Annotated in this window: 2 protein-coding genes (1 of these 2 cut by a window edge); both read left to right on the forward strand. The window is 72.3% G+C overall.

The features are described 5' to 3' along the window. On the forward strand, window positions 1-16,224 hold the full coding sequence (locus ACFSVL_RS32220; protein ID WP_378309493.1) for an SDR family NAD(P)-dependent oxidoreductase: 16,224 nt from the start codon (window positions 1-3) through the stop codon (window positions 16,222-16,224). Further along, window positions 16,225-16,486, forward strand: the 5' end (the start) of a protein-coding gene (locus tag ACFSVL_RS32225) for an SDR family NAD(P)-dependent oxidoreductase (protein ID WP_378309495.1). It continues 12,044 nt past the right edge of the window; the window shows 262 of its 12,306 coding nt (coding positions 1-262); the start codon lies at window positions 16,225-16,227; the stop codon falls past the right edge of the window.

Raw genomic sequence — 16,486 nt, forward strand, 5'->3', positions numbered from 1 at the left:
ATGGGGATTTCCGAGGGCGTCGCGGTGGTCGGGATGTCCTGCCGGTTCCCGGGGGCTTCCGATCCGGACGCGTTCTGGCGGCTGCTGCGGGCGGGCGCCGACGCGGTGACCCCGGTGCCCGACGGCCGGGTGGACCCGGGGACGGGGCGGGGCGGGTTCGTGGACCGGGTCGGGGACTTCGATCCGGCGTTTTTCGGGATCTCTCCGCGCGAGGCCGCGGCGATGGACCCGCAGCAGCGGCTGATGCTGGAGCTGGGCTGGGAGGCGTTCGAGGACGCGGGCCTGCTGCCGGGCGGGGACGCCGGTGTCTTCGTCGGCGCGATCCGGGAGGACTACGCGGATTTGCGGCGTGCGCACGCCATCAGCGCGCATTCCATGACCGGTCTGCAGCGCGGGATGATCGCCAACCGGGTCTCGTACGCGTTGGGGCTGCGCGGTCCCAGCTTCGTGATCGACGCGGCGCAGGCGTCGTCGCTGGTCGCAGTGCACACGGCCTGCGCGAGTCTGCTGGCGGGCGAGTGTGCGGTGGCTCTCGCGGGCGGCGTCACGCTCAACCTGAGCGCGGACAGCGCGCTGACGGCGGTGCGGTTCGGCGGGCTTTCGCCGGACGGCCGGTGTCAGGTGTTCGATGCGCGGGCCAACGGTTACGTGCGCGGCGAGGGCGGCGGGCTGGTCGTGCTCAAGCGGCTGGCCGACGCGGTGGCCGACGGGGACCTGATCCGCTGTGTGATCCGGGGCAGTGCGGTGACCAACGACGGCGGAGGTGCGAGCCTGACCGCGCCGGAGCAGGGTGCGCAGGAGGAATGTCTTCGGCTGGCTTGTGAACGGGCGGGCGTCGACCCGGCCGGGGTGCGTTACGTGGAGTTGCACGGCAGCGGCACCAGAATCGGCGATCCGGTGGAGGCGGCGGCTCTTGGCGCGGTATTCGGCGCGGGGCGCGAGCAGCCGTTGCTGGTGGGGTCGGTCAAGACCAACATCGGGCATCTGGAAGGCGCGGCGGGCGTGGCCGGTCTGCTCAAGACCGTGCTCGGACTTGAGCGCGGAGAGCTGCCGGCGAGCCTGCACTTTCGCGAGCCGAATCCGGAGATTCCGCTGGAGGCGTTGAAGATCCGCGTCCAGGACCGTGCGAGCGCCTGGCCGGGGGCCGGGGTGGCCGGGGTGAGTTCGTTCGGCATGGGCGGCACCAACTGTCACGTAGTGCTGGAGAAATGGACCGGGGCCGCGCCGCCGTGCGGGTCGCGGGTGGCGCCGTGGGTGCTTTCGGCCAAGACCGGTCAGGCGTTGCGGGATCAGGCGTTGCGGCTGCGGGAGCACCTTGAGGCGCATCCGCAGCTGGACCTGGCGGCTGCGGCGCGGTCATCGGCCACGACGCGGTCGGTCTTTGACCATCGCGCGGTGCTGATCGCGCCGGACCGGGACCGGGTGCTCCCCGGGTTGGCCGCTCTTGCCGAGGGTGTTCCGTTTCCGGGGCTGACGACGGGAGTCGCGCGGCGCACGGGCAAGGTGGCGTTCGTCTTCCCGGGGCAGGGCACGCAGTGGGCCGGGATGGCCGCGGAGTTGCTGGACTCGTCGCCGGTTTTCGCCGGGCGGATGCGCGAATGCGCCGACGCGCTGGCACCGCACGTGGACTTCTCGCTTCTCGACGTGGTTCGCGGCGAAATGCGGGACGTCGAGGTCGTCCAGCCTGCTCTGTTCGCCGTGATGGTTTCGCTGGCCGCACTGTGGCGTTCCCTCGGCATCGAGCCCGATGCCGTGGCGGGCCATTCGCAGGGCGAGGTCGCGGCGGCTTGTGTGGCGGGGGCCTTGTCGCTCGAGGACGCGGCGAAGGTCGTGGCTTTGCGCAGCCGGGCCGTTCGTGACCTCTCCGGAGAGGGGGCGATGGCGGCGGTGGCGCTGCCGGAGCGGGAAGCGGCGCGCAGGATGACCGATCGCCTCTGGATCGCCGCGGTGAACGGGCCGGACTCGACGGTGGTGACGGGCGACGTGGCGGCGGTGGAGGAGTTCGCGGCGGCTTGTGCGCGCGAGGGCATCCGGATCCGGCGGGTCGACGTCCGGTATGCGTCGCATTCGCCGCTGATGGAACCGCTTCGCGAGCCGCTCCTCGACGCACTGGCCGGCATCCGGCCGGCGGACACGGACGTCGCGTTCGTTTCGGCGGTGACCGGCGGCGTGCTGGCCGGTTCGGAGCTGGACGCGTCGTACTGGTACCGGAACCTGGTGCAGCGGGTCGAATTCGAGCAGGCGACCCGGTCGTTGACGGCGCTCGGTTGCGACATCTTCGTCGAGTCCAGCCCGCACCCCGTGCTCACCGCACCGGTGCAGCAGGTCGCCGAAGGCGCGCTGGCGGTCGGTTCGCTGCGCCGGGACTCGGGCGGGCTGGAGGAGATCCTGGCCTCGGCCGCCCAGCTCCACGTGCGCGGGCAGGCCCCGGACTGGGGCCGGGCGTTCGACGGGGGCCGGGTCCGGCTGCCCACCTACCCGTTCCAGCGCCAGCGGTACTGGCTCGGCGAAGCCGCGTCCGAGCCCGAGGCGCACGAGGCGCCTCGGGACACGCTGGGTCTCGTGCGGGCGCACACTGCCGCGGTGCTGGGACATCCGGCGCCGGATGCCGTCGCGGTGGACGCGACCTTCCGGGAGCTGGGAATCGATTCGCACCTCGCGGTCGAGTTGCGCAACCGGCTCGCCGCGGACTCCGGAAACGACTTGCCCGCCACGGTCCTGTTCGACCATCCCACCTGTGCCGACCTGGCGGCCCACCTGGCCGGCGGCTGCGGCGAGAACGCGCCCGCGGTCCGGTCGGCGGCGGAGGACGATCCGGTCGTGGTGGTGGGGATGGCCTGTCGCTTTCCGGGCGGCGTGGGTTCGCCGGAGGACCTGTGGGACTTGGTGGCCGAGGGCCGGGACGCGGTGTCCCCGTTCCCGGCGGATCGGGGCTGGGGCGAGGGGTCCGGCGGTTTCGTCGACGACGTGGCGGGGTTCGACGCGGACTTCTTCGGGATTTCGCCGCGCGAGGCGCTGGGGATGGATCCGCAGCAACGCCTGGTTCTGGAGTGTTCCTGGGAGGCGCTGGAGCGGGCCGGGATCGATCCGTCGTCGGTGCGGGGCAGCGATCTCGGCGTCTTCGTCGGGGTGATGGGCGGGGAAGGCGCGGGGCTCACCGGGCGCGCCGCGAGTGTCGTGTCCGGGCGGGTCGCGTACGTGCTCGGGGCCGAAGGCCCGGCGCTGTCGGTGGACACTGCTTGCTCGTCCTCGCTGGTGGCGTTGCATCTCGCGGCGCGGTCCGTGCGCGACGGCGAGTGTTCGACGGCGCTGGCCGGCGGCGTGACCGTGATGTCGTCGCCGGAGCTGTTCGAGGAATTCGCGCGCAACGGCGGCTTGGCGGGCGACGGGCGGTGCAAGTCGTTCGCGGACGCCGCCGACGGCACCGGGTGGGCCGAGGGCGTGGGTTTGGTGGTGGTGGAGCGGCTTTCCGAGGCCCGCCGCCGCGGCCATCGGGTGCTGGCGGTGATCCGGGGGAGTGCGGTCAATCAGGACGGCGCCTCGAACGGGCTGAGCGCGCCGAGCGGTCGTGCGCAGCGGCGGGTGATCCGGCAGGCGCTGGCGAACGCTGGTCTGTCGCCTGCCGAGGTGGATGTCGTGGAGGCGCACGGGACCGGGACCCGGCTGGGCGATCCGATCGAGGCGCAGGCGGTGCTGGCGACCTACGGCCAGGACCGCGACCGGCCGGTGTTGCTGGGGTCGGTGAAGTCGAATATCGGACACGCGCAGGCGGCCGCGGGCGTGGCCGGTGTGGTCAAGATGATTCTGGCGATGCGGCACGGTGTGGTCCCGGCGAGTTTGCACATCGACCGGCCGTCGTCCTTTGTGGACTGGGAGTCGGGCGCGGTCGAGTTGGCGGGGGAGCAGGTGCCGTGGCCCGAGGCGGGACGGGTGCGGCGGGCGGCGGTGTCTTCTTTCGGGGTCAGCGGGACCAACGCGCATGTGATCCTCGAGCAAGGGCCGGTCGCTGAGGTCGCTGACCGGCCGGACGGTGGCCTGGTGCCGTGGGTGGTGTCGGCTCGGTCCGCGGATGCGTTGCGGGAGCAGATTCGGCGGCTGGCCGGGTGCCTGGGGCCGGCGCTCGATGTCGGTTATTCGCTGGTGCGTGGTCGTGCTGTTTTCGACCATCGCGCGGTGCTGCTCGGGGAGCGGGTGGTCGAAGGCGTTGCCGGGCCGGTGGCCAAGACGGTTTTTGTTTTCCCGGGGCAGGGTTCGCAATGGGTGGGCATGGCGGCGGAACTGTGGGATGCGTCCCCGGTTTTTGCCGAGTGGATGGATCGCTGTGCCGCCGCGCTGACGCCGTGGGTTGACCTCAGGGATGCGCTCGGCAGTGAGCGGGTCGAGGTGGTTCAGCCTGCGTTGTGGGCGGTGATGGTTTCCCTGGCCGGGTTGTGGCGGTCGTTTGGCGTCGAACCCGACGCGGTGGTGGGCCATTCGCAGGGTGAGATCGCTGCGGCTTGTGTGGCGGGGGCGTTGTCGCTTGAGGACGGCGCGAAGGTTGTGGCGGCGCGGAGCCGTCTCATCGCGGAGCGGCTTTCGGGCCGGGGTGCGATGGCGTCGGTGACGCTTCCCGAAGGCTACGTCCTGGACGACCGGTTGTCGGTGGCGGTGGTGAATGGCCCGGCTTCCGTTGTGGTGTCGGGCGATCCGGCAGCCATCGACGAGCTTCTCCGGACCGTTCCGGGCAAGCGGATCGCGGTGGATTATGCGTCGCATTCGGCGCAGGTGGAGTCCGTGAGGGATGAGCTTCTCGCCGCGCTGCAGGGACTTACCCCGGGTCGACCGACGATTCCGTTCTGCTCCACCGTGTCCGGCACTGCGGCCTTCGACGCCGAGTACTGGTATGAGAATCTCCGTCGGACGGTGCAGTTCGAGCAGGCCGTGCAGTCGCTGGGCGACGGTGTGTTCCTGGAGATGAGCCCGCATCCGGTGCTGACGATGCACATCGAGGGCACCGCGATCGGCTCGCTGTGCCGCGGGGACGGCGGGCTTGAGCGTTTTCTGACCTCGTTGGCCGAGGCGTACGTGCGGGGCGTCGACGTCGACTGGACGCCCTTGGTAGCGGGTGGACAGCTGGTCGAGTTGCCGGCCTATCCCTTCCAGCATCGCCAGTACCGGCTCGACGCCAGGCCGGCGACCGGCTCGGCACACCCGCTCCTGACGACCGCGGTCGAGCTGGCCGACGGAGCCGGATCCTTGTCCACCGGCCGGATCTCGCTGCGCGCGCAACCCTGGCTCGCCGACCACGTCGTGGCGGGAACCGTCTTGTTCCCCGGCACCGGTTTCCTCGAACTGGCGGGCCACGCGGGCGCCGGGCTGGGCGCGGCGACCGTTCGGGAGCTGACCGTCGAGGCGCCGCTCGAACTGTCCACAGAAGACGTCGTGGACGTACAGGTGCTGGTGGGCGCGGTCGAGGACTCCGGCTGCCGGTCGGTGAGCGTGCACGCGCGGCCGGCCGGCGACGCGGAGTGGCGCAGGCACGCGAGCGGGTCGCTGGCCGTGACCGAGCCGCCGCGAGGGTTCGCCCAGCCGGTGTGGCCGCCGGAAGACGCGGTCCCGCTGGAGATCCGGTACGACGTGCTGGCCGAGACCGGCTTCGAGTACGGAGCCGCGTTCCGGGGACTGCGTTCGGCCTGGCAGCGCGGTGAAGAGCGGTTCGCCGAGGTCGACCTGCGGCCCGAGCCGGGCGGGTTCGCCTTGCATCCGGCGTTGCTCGATGCGGCGCTCCACCCGCTGCTGCTCGACGGCGACGGCTTGCGGGTGCCGTTCGCATGGGGCGGAGTGCGTTGCGCGGCAACGGATGCGACCACCCTGCGAGTTCGGGTGACACCGGCGGGGGAAGACGCCTTCGCCGTCGTCTTGACCGACACCGGCGGCAAGCCGGTGGCCGCCGTCGACTCCTTGACGCTCCGCCCGATGGGCCAGGCCCGTCGCACTCTGTACGAAGTGGACTGGAAGCCCGCGCCGTCCGCCGGGAAACCGGCGACAGCCGAGGTTTTCGTGTGCCCGCAGCCGGACGAAGAGCTGGGGCCAGCGGTTCGCGAGGTGCTGACGCGGGTCCTCGGCGCGATCCGGGACTGGCTGGCGAACGAGCACTCGCCGGACGAACGGCTGGTCCTGGTGACCCGGAACGCGACGGGCGCCGACCCGAACCTGGCCCACGCCCCGGTGTGGGGGCTGGTCCGCTCGGCGCAGGCCGAGCACCCCGGCCGGTTCGTCCTCCTCGACCTGGACGAGTCCGCCGCCGTGCCGGACGCGGTGCGGCTGGACGAACCGCAGCAGGCTGTCCGCGACGGCGCGGTCCTGGTGCCGAGGCTGCGGAAGCTGATCGCCGAGCCGGGTCCCGAGCTGGACGGGACCGTGCTGGTGACCGGTGCGAGCGGAACGCTGGGCGGCTTGCTCGCCCGGCATCTCGTGACCGCGCACGGCGTCCGGCGGCTGGTGCTGGCGAGCCGTACCGCGACGGCCGGGCTGGGCGCCGAGCTGGCGGAACTGGGAGCGGCGGTCGAGGAAGTCGCCTGCGACGTCTCCGATCGCGACCAGGTGCGCCGATTGCTCGCGGACCATCCGGTCGACGCCGTCGTCCACGCAGCCGGCGCGCTCGACGACGGCCTGATCGAGTCGATGACACCGGAGCGGCTCGACGCGGTGCTGGCTCCGAAGGCGGACGCCGCCTGGTATCTGCACGACCTGGCGAAAGACGTCTCCCAGTTCGTGCTGTTCTCGTCGATGGCGGGGGTGGTCGGCACGGCGGGACAGGGCAACTACGCGGCGGCGAACGCGTTCCTGGACGCACTCGCGGCCCATCGGCGCGCCCGCGGCCTGCCCGCGGTGTCGATGGCCTGGGGCCTGTGGGACCAGCGGAGCGGCATGACCAGCGGGGTAGGCGAGATCGAGCGCCAGCGGCTGGCGCGCGACGGAATGGCGCCGCTGCCCACCGCGCGGGCGCTGGAGCTGTTCGACGCCGCACTGGGCGCCGGTCGCGCCGCGGTGGTCGCCACCAGGATCGATCCGCGCGCCTTGCGCACGGACTCGGCCGTGCTGCGCGAACTGGCCGGACCCGCGTCGGCGGACCGCGGCCGGGCGCTCGCGGACCTCCCCGAGGACGAGCGGTACCAGGCCGCCCTCGACCTGGTCCGCACCCACGCGGCCGCCGTGCTGGGACACCCGTCGCCGGCGGCGCTGGCGCACGGACGTCCGTTCCGGGAACTGGGATTCGACTCGCTGACCGGGGTCGAGCTGCGGAACCGGATCGCGGCGGACAGCGGCATCTCGCTGCCCGGCACGCTGGTCTTCGACTGCCCGACGCCGGAGGCGGTCGCCGACCGGCTGCTGGCCCGGGCGCCGGACGAGAAGCCCGCCGTGCGCCGGGCGTCCGACGAGGACCCGGTCGTCCTGGTGGGGATGGCGTGCCGTTTTCCGGGCGGGGTGGGTTCACCGGAGGACCTGTGGGATTTGGTGGCCGAGGGCCGGGACGCGGTGTCCCCGTTCCCGGCGGATCGGGGCTGGGGGACCGGCTTCGGCGGCTTCCTCGACGACGTGGCGGGCTTCGACGCGGAGTTTTTCGGGATCTCGCCGCGGGAAGCACAGGCGATGGACCCGCAGCAGCGGCTGGTCCTGGAATGCTCCTGGGAGGCGCTGGAACGGGCCGGGATCGATCCGTCGTCGGTGCGAGGCAGCGATCTCGGCGTCTTCGTCGGCGCGATGCGGGGCGACTACCGGACCGACGGCGACTACGGCTTGACCGGCGGCGCCGGGAGCGTGGTGTCCGGCCGGGTCGCGTACGTGCTGGGGGCCGAGGGACCGGCGGTCTCGGTCGACACGGCGTGCTCGTCGTCGCTGGTCGCGTTGCATCTGGCGGCCGAGTCGGTCCGGCGCGGCGAGAGCACGGCGGCGCTGGCCGGCGGGGTGACCGCGATGGCGTCGCCGGTGCTGTTCGAGGAGTTCGCCCGGCAGGGCGGGCTGGCGGCGGACGGCCGGTGCAAGTCGTTCTCCGGGGCCGCCGACGGCACCGGGTGGGCCGAGGGCGTCGGGGTCGTGGTGGTGGAACGGCTTTCCGACGCGCGCCGCCGCGGTCACCGGGTGCTGGCGGTGCTCCGGGGGAGCGCGGTCAATCAGGACGGCGCGTCCAACGGGCTGACCGCGCCGCACGGGCCGAGCCAGCAGCGGGTGATCCGGCGGGCGCTGGCGAACGCCGGGCTCCGTCCGTCCGACGTGGACGTGGTCGAGGGACACGGCACCGGGACCCGGCTCGGCGACCCGATCGAGGCGCAGGCGGTGCTGGCGACGTACGGCCAGGACCGTGATCGGCCGATGTTGCTGGGTTCGGTGAAGTCGAACATCGGCCACGCCCAGGCCGCCTCCGGGATGGCCGGCCTGATGAAGATGGTGCTGGCGATGCGGCACGGAATCGTCCCGGCCACCTTGCACGTGGACGAGCCTTCGCCGGTCGTGGACTGGGAAGCGGGCGCGGTGACGCTGGCCCGGGAGCCGGTCGCGTGGCCCGAGGCGGGGCGGCCGCGCCGGGCTGGGGTGTCGTCTTTCGGGATCAGCGGGACGAACGCGCATGTGATCGTCGAGCAAGGCCCGGCTCCCGAGGAGGGCGACCGGCCGGACGGCGGTCTGGTGCCGTGGGTGGTGTCGGCTCGGTCGGATGTCGCTTTGCGGGAGCAGGTTCGGCGGTTGGCCGGATGCTCGGGGAGCGCGCTCGATGTCGGCTATTCGTTGGTGCGTGGTCGTGCTGCCTTTGATCATCGCGCGGTGGTGCTGGGGGAGCGGACCGTCGAGGGCGTCGCGGGGCCGGTGGCCAAGACGGTTTTTGTCTTTCCGGGTCAGGGTTCGCAGTGGGTCGGGATGGCGGCGGAACTGTGGGATACGTCGCCGGTTTTCGCCGGGTGGATGGATCGGTGCGCCGCCGCGCTGACGCCGTGGGTTGACCTCAGGGATGCGCTCGGCAGTGATCGGGTCGAGGTTGTTCAGCCTGCCTTGTGGGCGGTGATGGTGTCGCTGGCGGGGCTGTGGCGGTCATTCGGTGTTGAGCCGGATGCGGTGGTGGGTCATTCGCAGGGTGAGATCGCGGCAGCCTGCGTTGCGGGTGCGCTGTCCCTAGAAGATGGCGCGCGGGTGGTGGTGGAGCGGAGCCGTCTGATCGCGGAGCGGCTTTCGGGTCGGGGTGCGATGGCGTCGGTCTCGCTCCCGGACGGTTACGTGCTGGACGACCGGTTGTCGGTGGCGGTAGTGAACAGCTCGGATTCCGTTGTGGTGTCCGGGGATCCGGACGCCGTTGACGAGCTTCTGCGGACTGTTCCGGGCAAGCGGATCGCGGTGGATTATGCGTCGCATTCGGCGCAGGTGGAGCCGGTGCGGGACGAGCTTCTCGCCGCGCTGCGGGGAATCACTCCGAAGACTCCCGAGATCCCCTTCTGTTCCACGGTATTCGACACGGCGGCTTTCGACGCGGAGTACTGGTACCAGAACCTGCGCCAGACGGTGCAGTTCGAGCGTGCTGTGCAGTCGCTGGGCGATGCGGTGTTCCTGGAGATGAGCCCGCATCCGGTCCTGACGATGCACATCGAGGGCACCGGCTCGTTGCGCCGGGGCGACGGCGGGCTTGAGCGGTTCCTGACCTCGCTGGCCGAGGCGTACGTGCGGGGCGTGGACGTCGATTGGATGCCCTTGCTCGAAGGCGGCCGTCAGACAGACCTGCCCACCTACGCCTTCCAGCACCGGCGTTACTGGCACCGAACCGAATCGTCCACAGTGGACGACTGGCGGTACCGGATCGTCTGGCGGCAGGTGCCCGAAGCGCGGCACGCCTTCCCCGGACGCTGGCTCGCCGTAGTGTCCGAGGACGGTGCCGACCTGGGGCCGGACGTGGAGACCGTCGCGCTGAGCGAGCTTTCCGAACGGCTGGAGGCGGGCGAACCGGCCGGTGTGCTGTCGATGCTCGGAGTGGACGACACCCTGACGCTGGTCCGGGTGCTGGAGGACGAGAAGGTCGACGCGCCGCTCTGGCTGGTGACGTCCGGGGCCGTCGCGGCGGCGCCCGGAGACGTCGTCCGCCAGCCGGAACAGGCGCAGCGCTGGGGTCTCGGGCTGACTGTCGGGCTTGAGCACCCCCGGCGCTGGGGCGGCCTGGCCGATCTGCCCGAGGACGTGGACGACCGGGTGCTCGGCAGGCTGGCCGCGGTGCTCTCCGGCGACGAGGACCAGGTGGCGGTGCGGGCCGGCGGGACCTACGCGCGGCGTCTCGTGCGCGCACCGCGTGCCCAGCCGGGGCGCGTCTGGCGGCCCCGGGGAACCGTGCTGGTCACCGGGGGAACCGGCGGGCTCGGCGCGCACGTGGCCCGGTGGGTGCTCCAGAACGGCGCCGAGCGGGTGGTCTTGGCCGGACGCCGGGGTCCCGATGCCCCCGGCGCGGGCGCGCTCGCGGCCGAACTGGGCGAGCAGGTCGCCTTCGCCGCCTGCGACGTGGCCGACCGGGACGCGGTCCGGGAACTGCTCGCGTCGCTGCCGGATCTGACGGCTGTGGTGCACGCCGCCGGAGCCGCCCAGCACAGCACGCCCGTGACCGAGATCGGCGACGCGGCCGAGGTGATGCGGGCGAAGGTCGACGGCGCGGCGAATCTCGACGCCCTGCTGGACCACGACAACCTGGACGCCTTCGTGCTGTTCTCGTCCGGCGCGGGCGTGTGGGGCGGCGGCGGGCAGGGCGCCTACGCGGCCGCGAACGCCTACTTGGACGCGCTCGCTCAGCAGCGCCGGGCCGCGGGCGGCAACGCCACCTCGATCGCCTGGGGCACCTGGGCGGGCGACGGAATGGCGCGCGGCGGTGTTGGCGAGCAGTTCCGGCGGCTCGGACTGTCCGAAATGGACCCGCAGCTGGCGGTGCGCGCGCTCCAGGAGCTGGCCGAACCGTGCCAGGTCGTCGCCGACATCGACTGGCCGGTCTTCGGGCCCGCCTACTCGGCCGCCCGCCAGCGTCCCTTGCTGGCCGAGGTCTTCGAGGAGCCCGAATCTCCTCGCCCGGTCGTCGGCGACGCCCTCCCGCTGGTTCGCGCGCAGGTGGCCGCCGTGCTGGGGATGGATTCCGGCGACGCGGTCGACGTCCGGCGTGCGTTCCGGGAGCTGGGGTTCGACTCGGTCACGGCCGTCGAACTGCGCAACCGGCTGAACCACGCGACCGGGCTGAGCCTGCCGCCGACGGTCGTCTTCGACCACCCGAACTGCGCCGCGCTCGCCGCCCACCTGACCGGGACCGGGCCGGAACCGGCGACGGCCGCCGCGCCGGTCGGCGAGCCGATCGCGATCGTGGCGATGAGCTGCCGGTTCCCCGGCGGAGTCGAGTCGCCCGAGGATCTGTGGCGGCTGGTCTCCGAGGGGACCGACGCGATCTCCGGCTTCCCGTCCGACCGCGGCTGGACCGTCTCCGGCAGCGGCGGGTTCCTCTACGGCGCCGCCGAATTCGACGCGGGCTTCTTCGGGATCTCCCCGCGCGAGGCGACCGCGATGGACCCGCAGCAGCGGCTGATGCTGGAGTGCTCGTGGGAGGCCTTCGAGCGGGCGGGCATCGATCCGGCGTCGGTGCGCGGCAGCCGGACCGGGGTGTTCGTCGGCGCGCTGGCCCAGGACTACGGCCCGCGGATGCACCAGGCGCCGGCGGACTTCGCGGGGTACCTGGCCACCGGCAGCACCGGGAGCGTCCTCTCCGGCCGGATCGCCTACACCTTCGGGCTGGAGGGCCAGGCGGTCACCATCGACACCGGCTGCTCCTCGGCGCTGGTGGCGTTGCACAACGCCTGCCAGTCGCTGCGGCAGGGCGAGTGCTCGATGGCGCTGGCCGGCGGCGTCACGGTGATGTCGAGTCCCGGCGCGTTCGCGGAGTTCGCCAGGCTGGGCGGGATCGCCGCGGACGGCCGCTGCAAACCGTTCGCCGACGCCGCCGAGGGCACCGGCTGGAGCGAAGGCGCGGGCATGCTGCTCGTCGAGCCGCTGTCCGAGGCCCGCCGCAACGGGCACCCCGTGCTGGCGGTGATCCGGGGCAGCGCGGTCAACCAGGACGGCGCGTCGAACGGGCTGACCGCTCCGAGCGGGTCGGCGCAGCAGCGCGTGATCCGGCAGAGCCTGGCCACTGCGGGTCTTTCGCCTGCCGACGTCGATGTCGTGGAGGGACACGGGACTGGGACCCGGCTGGGTGATCCGATCGAGGCGCAGGCGGTGCTGGCGACGTATGGCCAGGATCGGGCCGAACCTGTGGTGCTGGGGTCGGTGAAGTCCAACCTCGGGCACACCCAGGCCGCTGCGGGGGTGGCCGGAGTGATGAAGATGGTGCTGGCGATGCGGCACGGGGTGGTGCCGGCGAGCTTGCACATCGACCAGCCTTCGTCCTTTGTGGACTGGACGGCCGGTGCGGTGTCGTTGGCGCGCGAGTCGACGGGGTGGCCTGAGGCCGACCGGCCGCGCCGGGCGGGGGTGTCGGCCTTCGGGGTCGGCGGCACCAATGCGCACGTGATTCTTGAGCAGGGGCCGGTGGCCGAGGTCGCTGAGCGGTCCGGTGGTCTGGTGCCGTGGGTGGTGTCGGCCCGGTCCGCGGATGCGTTGCGGGAACAGATCCGGCGGCTGGCCGGGTGCTCGGGGTCTGCGCTGGATGTCGGTTACTCGCTGGTGCGTAGTCGTGCCGCTTTTGACCATCGCGCGGTGGTGCTGGGGGAACGGACGGTAGAGGGTGTTGCCCGGCCTTCGGGGAAGACGGTGTTCGTCTTTCCGGGGCAGGGTTCGCAGTGGGCAGGGATGGCGGCGGAACTGTGGGATACGTCGCCGGTTTTCGCGGGGTGGATGGATCGGTGTGGTGCGGCACTGGAGCCGTGGGTTGACCTGCGGGACGCGCTCGACAGCGATCGGGTCGAGGTTGTTCAGCCTGCCCTGTGGGCGGTGATGGTTTCACTCGCCGGACTGTGGCGGTCTTTTGGTGTTGAGCCGGATGCGGTGGTGGGTCATTCGCAGGGTGAGATCGCCGCTGCCTGTGTCGCGGGAGCACTGTCGCTTGAGGACGGTGCTCGGGTTGTGGTGGCGCGGAGCCGTCTCATCGCGGAGCGGCTTTCGGGTCGGGGTGCGATGGCGTCGGTCACTCTTCCCGCAGGTCACGTTCTGGACGACCGGTTGTCGGTGGCGGTTGTGAATGGCCCGGCTTCTGTTGTGGTGTCCGGAGACCCGGAAGCGGTTGACGAGCTTCTGCGGATCGTTCCCGGCAAGCGGATCGCGGTGGATTATGCATCACACTCGGCGCAGGTGGAGTCAGTGCGGGACGAGCTTCTCACCGCGCTGGAGGGAATCACGCCGACCGTGCCTGAGATCCCGTTCTGTTCCACCGTGTCCGGCACGGCGACGTTCGACGCGGAGTACTGGTATCGGAATCTCCGTCAGACCGTGCAGTTCGAACGGGCCGTCGAGTCGCTCGGCGATGCGGTGTTCCTGGAGATGAGCCCGCACCCGGTGCTGACCATGCACATCGAGGGCACCGCCATCGGCTCGCTGCGCCGCGGCGACGGCGGGCTTGAGCGATTCTTGACCTCGCTGGCCGAGGCGTATGTGCAGGGTGTCGAGGTCGACTGGATGCCCCTCCTCGAAGGCGGCCGTCACACAGACCTGGCCACCTACCCCTTCCAGCGGCAGCGCTACTGGCTGAACGCCGACGACACAGACGCGACCCTGCACGACCACCCGTTCATCACCGCGGCGACCGTCCTCGCGGACTCGGCCGCGACGGTGTTCACCGGCACGCTCGCCCCGGACCGGATGCCCTGGCTCGCCGAACACGCCGTCGGGAACACGGTGTTGCTGCCCGGCACGGCTTTCCTCGATCTCGCGCTGTGGGCAGGCGACCAGGTGGGTGCTCCGAGAGTGGCTGACCTGGCGCTCGAGTCCCCGTTGGAGCTGCCGGGCTCCGTCACGGTCCAGCTCACCGTGGACGCCCCGGACGCGTCCGGGCACCGGGCGGTGCGGATGCACTCCCGGACGGCGGACGACGCGCCGTGGACCCGGCACGCGTCCGGCGTCCTCACCGCCGAGAGCTACGCTCCGAGCGAACCGGTGCCGTGGCCGCCCGCGGACGCGGAACCCCTTGAGGCGCAAGCCCTTTACGACAAGCTCGCCGACCTCGGCTACCGCTACGGGCCTGCCTTCGGCGGTCTGCGCGAGGCGTTCCGGGCGGGCACCGAACTCTACGCTGAAGTGGCGCTTCCCGAGCAGCTCCGCCCGGAAGCACGCCGGTTCCGGCTGCACCCCGCGCTGCTCGACGCGGCGTTGCACGTCCTCGGCGCCGACCGGACCAAGCCCGCTCTGCCGTTCTCGTGGAGCGGGGTCTCGCTCACCGCGCCGGGAGCCGCCGCGCTCCGGGCAAGGATCTCGTTGCGCGACAACGACGTCGTCTCGGTGCGGCTCGCCGACGACCACGGCAACGAGGTCGCGCAGGTGGACGCGCTGGCGTTGCGCGCCCCCGCCGACCGGCTGTTCCGGGTCGAGTGGAGAACGGCCCCGCAAGGAGCGCCGGAGGGGTCGCACACGGTCGTCACGGACCTGGCCGAGCTCCGGGACATCCCCGCGACTGTCTTCCTGAAAGCCCGGTACACCGGGGAAATCGTGCGGGAAGCGACCGCCGGGATGCTGGCGGTCCTGCAGGAGTGGCTGGCCGACGGCCGGTTCGGGGCTTCGCGGCTCGCGATCGTGACCGAGGGCGCGGAACTCGCCCGCGCGGCGGTACAGGGCCTGGTGCGGTCGGCCTGTTCGGAGCACCCGGACCGGTTCGCCCTCGTCGACCTGCGCGACGGCGGCCTCCCGGTGCACGCTGTGCTGGCGGCGCTGGCCACTGGGGAGACGGAATGCGAAGTCCGGGACGGGAGTGTCCGCGTGCCCCGCCTGACCCGGGTGACCGGAGAAGGAGCGACCGCGGCCTGGGACCCGGCGGGCACGGTGCTGATCACCGGCGGCACCGGGGTGCTGGGCGGGCTGGTGGCCCGGCATCTCGTCGCGGAGCACGGGATCCGCAGCCTGGTCCTGGTCAGCAGGCAGGGGCACGCGCCCGAACTCGTGGCGGACCTCGAAGCCGCCGGTGCGCTGGTGACGGCGGCCGCCTGCGACGTGTCCGACCGGGACGCCCTTGCTCGCGTTCTCGCCGGGATACCGGCCGAGTTCCCGTTGCGGGGGGTGGTGCACGCCGCCGGTGTCGTGGCCGACGGGGTGATCGGTTCCCTTACGCCGCAACGGATGGACACTGTCCTGGCACCGAAGGCCGACGCGGCGTGGCACCTGCACGAGCTGACGAAGGACCTCTCGCAGTTCGTGCTGTTCTCCTCGGCGGCCGGGGTGTTCGGCACGCCGGGACAGGGCAACTACGCGGCGGCGAACGGGTTCCTGGACGCGCTGGCGCGGCACCGCCGGGCCAGCGGACTGCCCGCGGTGTCCCTGGCGTGGGGAATGTGGGAACCGCGCAGCGGGCTGACCGGCCGGCTGGGCGAAACCGACCTGGCGCGAATGTCCCAGTGGGGCGTGCGCCCGCTGTCCTCGGCGGACGGGCTCGCGCTGTTCGACGCCGCCTGCGCGATGGACGAGCCGGTGCTGGTCCCGGTCCGGTTGGACGTAGCGGGGGAAGTGCCCAGTCTGCTGCGCGGACTGGTCGCCGCCAAGCCGCCGGTCCAGGCCGAGGCCGGGCTCGCCCAGCGCCTGGCGACGCTGCCGGAGGCCGGTCAGCACCGCGCGATGCTGGATCTCGTGCGGGGACACGCGGCGGCGGTGCTCGGCCATCCCTCGCCGGACCTGGTCGAGACCGGCCGGGGGTTCCTCGACGCGGGTTTCGATTCGCTGACCGCCCTGGAGCTGCGCAACCGGCTGGCGGCGGCGACCGGCGTGCGGCTGCCCACCACGGTGCTGTTCGACCACCCGACGCCGGTCGCGCTGGCCCGGCTCCTGCACGGCGAACTGCTGGGCGGCCCGTGGTCGCCGGTCGACGAGCTGGACCGGCTGGCGGCGCGGGTGCGGGACTCGTCCGACGACGACACCCGCCTCGCGGTGGCGGGCCGTTTGCGGGAGCTGCTGGCGGACCTCGGCGGCGGCGCGGACGCGGCGAGCCTCGACTCCGCCACCGACGATGAACTGTTCGAGCTGGTCGACGACGATCTGGGGATTCTCTAGATGGACAACGAACAGAAGCTGCGCGACTACCTCAAGCGGACCATCGCCGACCTGCAGCAGACCCGGAACCAGCTGCGCGAGGCACGGGCGGAGACGGCCGAGCCGATCGCGATCGTCGGCATGGGCTGCCGCCTGCCCGGCGGGGTGGCGAGCCCGGCGGAGCTGTGGCAGCTGGTCGACGGGGGCGTGGACGCCGTTTCGGAGTTCCCCGCCGACCGCGGCTGGGACCTCGACGCCCTCTACGACCCGGATCCCGGCCGCA

The organism is Amycolatopsis silviterrae (genome assembly GCF_042684085.1).
Taxonomy (GTDB): Bacteria; Actinomycetota; Actinomycetes; order Mycobacteriales; family Pseudonocardiaceae; genus Amycolatopsis; species Amycolatopsis silviterrae.

Bases quoted from the DNA above. Each gene is read 5' to 3' on its own strand.
- ACFSVL_RS32220 (WP_378309493.1), top strand. From the start codon at position 1: ATGGGGATTTCCGAGGGCGTCGCGGTGGTCGGGATGTCCTGCCGGTTC.